Source organism: Rhodococcus sp. YH1 (assembly GCF_009939605.1).
Classification (GTDB): Bacteria; Actinomycetota; Actinomycetes; order Mycobacteriales; family Mycobacteriaceae; genus Rhodococcus; species Rhodococcus aetherivorans.
Genome location: NZ_WVTE01000184.1, coordinates 1 through 1,699, shown reverse-complemented (window position 1 = coordinate 1,699; position 1,699 = coordinate 1). Strand labels below are relative to the sequence as shown.

Annotated in this window: 1 protein-coding gene and 1 pseudogene; both read left to right on the top strand. The window is 61.5% G+C overall.

Going from position 1 to position 1,699, the window contains the following annotated elements; translation table 11 throughout:
- Nucleotides 1–1,284 (top strand): Mu transposase domain-containing protein (locus AIIKEEIJ_RS14140; RefSeq protein WP_161995916.1); only part of this gene is annotated, 1,284 nt, incomplete at its 5' end.
- Nucleotides 1,281–1,571 (top strand): annotated as a pseudogene (locus AIIKEEIJ_RS14135) (ATP-binding protein); the annotation flags it as partial. The gene AIIKEEIJ_RS14140 and the pseudogene AIIKEEIJ_RS14135, both read left to right, overlap by 4 nt.
- Nucleotides 1,572–1,699 lie beyond the last annotated feature (128 nt).

Sequence of the window (1,699 nt, the reverse complement as noted above, 5' to 3'; positions counted from 1 at the left end):
GAAGTTCTGCTTGCCCGTAAAGGCTGCGTAGTGCCGTACCGGACGTTGCATCGGTTCGCCACCGACCGTTGCGGTTTCGGCCGCAAAGACCTTACTGTCCGCGTCGTCGACGGCGACCCAGGTATCGAATGCCAAGTCGACTTCGGCTACCTGGGAATGCTCACCGACCCCGAAGACGGACGATCCCGCAAGGTCCACGCCCTGATCTTCACCGCCGTCTACAGCCGCCACATGTTCGTCTGGCTGACGTACTCGCAGACGTTGGTGGCGGTACTCGCCGGCTGCGAGGCAGCGTGGAAGTTCTTTGGCGGAGTCTTCGCAGTCTTGATCCCGGACAACCTCAAACCCGTTGTCAACGAGTCAGATCCGATCAATCCACGCTTCAGTGATGGCTGGCTCGCCTACAGCAACCACGTCGGGTTCATCACCGATCCAGCCCGGGTCGGCTCTCCGAAGGACAAACCCAAAGTCGAACGCACTGTCCAGTACGTGCGCGGCAACTTCTGGGCAGGTGAACGATTCGCCAGCCTCATCGAAGCGCAGGATGCAGTGGTCCGTTGGTGCAGCAGCACCGCAGGCCTGCGTATTCATGGGACCACCTGCGCACGGCCGCGGGAGGTGTTCGAAGACTCCGAACTGCCGGTGCTGCTGCCGGTGCCTGCGGCCTACGACGTGCCGATCTTCAAGGACGTGAAGGTCCACCGCGACTTTCACGCTGAAGTCGGACGCGCGTTGTATTCGTTGCCGCAGCAGTGGATCGGGTCGAGACTGTCGGTGCGTGCGGACACCGAACTGGTGAAGTTCTATCACCGCGGCACCCTGGTGAAGATCCACCCTCGGCAACGTCCCGGCGGTCGTAGTACCGACCGCGCTGACCTGCCCGAGCACAAGTCCGACTACGCGCTACGTGATGTCACCTCACTGATTCGTAAGTGCACCGCACACGGGGCGAACATCGGTATCTACGCCGAACGGATTCTCGACGACCCGTTTCCGTGGACGAGGATCCGCAGTGTCTACCGACTTCAAGGACTGGTGCGTCGTTACGGCGCTGAGCGGGTCGAACAGGCCTGCTCATTGTCGTTGGACCTCGACGTTGTCTCGGTCACCAAGATTGCATCCATGTTGGAGCGTGCCACCGAATCCACATCGCCGGATCTACCGAAAACAGTCGGACAGGCATCGACACGGTTCTCCCGCGATCCAGCCGAATTCCGTTCCACACCAACCCCATCATTATCCGTTGTCGACGACAGCGCCACATCCTCGGAGAACAACGCATGACCACCACTCGCGCCACCACCACACCCAACGAACCGGTCGGCACCGACCTCGTCCGCCTGCTCAAAGCCCTCAAACTCGGCGCGCTCGCCGACACCCTTCCCGAACGCGCAGCCTTGGCTCGGCAACACAAACTCAGCCACATCGGATTCCTCGAAGTGCTGCTTGCCGATGAAGTGAATCGACGCGAATCACGTTCGGCGACACTGCGAGCCACCAAAGCAGGACTCGACCCGGCCATGGTGTTCGATGCATGGAACGCGCTCGACGATCTGCGCTACGACCGGACATGGTCAAGTCCCGTGAGGTGGTGTACGACGTCGTCGCGTGATTCCTCGTCGGTGGATCAGGCGGTCAAGGCCGGTGTCACCTCCTCGGTGCCCTCGGTGACACTGTCGGCGGGCTTGTCGGTGCGGGA